This is a genomic window from Gorillibacterium massiliense (assembly GCF_000455485.1).
Classification (GTDB): domain Bacteria; phylum Bacillota; class Bacilli; order Paenibacillales; family NBRC-103111; genus Gorillibacterium; species Gorillibacterium massiliense.
In genome coordinates this window covers 1-698 of sequence record NZ_CBQR020000186.1, presented here as the reverse complement: position 1 = coordinate 698, position 698 = coordinate 1, and the positions used below count along the sequence as shown (strand labels likewise).

The window sequence follows — 698 nt, the reverse complement described above, 5'->3', positions numbered from 1 at the left end:
CCATCTGCTGAAATTATCGCCTCTTCTGTGGATGTTCCGGACCCAAATGCAGCAGATTCGGTTCCGGGATTATAATAGGCGGGTTGATACGAATAGTACGCGATCGGATAATTCGGAACGGTACCCGGATAAACGCTCGACAACCGCATATCCGGCATACCCGTCATACCTGGCATTCCCGTCATGCCCGGCATACCCGGCATCCCCGTCATACCTGGCATCCCTGTCATACCCGGCATTCCCGTCATACCCGGCATCCCTGTCATACCTGGCATCCCCGTCATTCCTGGTATCCCCGTCATACCCGGCATCCCCGTCATACCTGGCATTCCCGTCATACCTGGCATTCCCATCATACCCGGCATCCCCGTCATACCTGGCATTCCCATCATACCTGGCATTCCTGGCATACCCGTCATTCCTGGCATACCCGTCATTCCCGGCATTCCCGTCATTCCCGGCATTCCTGTCATTCCCGGCATTCCCGTCATACCCGGCATCCCCGTCATACCCGGCATTCCCGTCATACCTGGCATAAATGGGGGATCCATCGGATTTCCGGACATCGCGGTTTCTGCCGGCATGATTTGTGGCTGTTCGTTTCCAGAGAAGGGAGAGAAGGCACCCATTGTTTGCATTTGCGGCATGGTCATGTCTTGCACAGGAGCGGAGAAAGGCATATTCGGCGTTCCCAAGCT

Annotated in this window: 2 protein-coding genes; one reads left to right on the top strand and one right to left on the bottom strand. The window is 55.7% G+C overall.

From position 1 onward, the window contains the following. Window positions 1-194: hypothetical protein (locus TJ79_RS28365; RefSeq protein ID WP_238323150.1), on the bottom strand; the 194-nt coding region annotated here is incomplete at its 3' end. Between TJ79_RS28365 and TJ79_RS27465 the strand changes: the two genes are divergently transcribed. Then, window positions 184-698: hypothetical protein (locus TJ79_RS27465; protein WP_202903380.1), on the top strand; the 515-nt coding region annotated here is incomplete at its 3' end. The two genes, TJ79_RS28365 and TJ79_RS27465, sit on opposite strands and share 11 nt — an antisense overlap.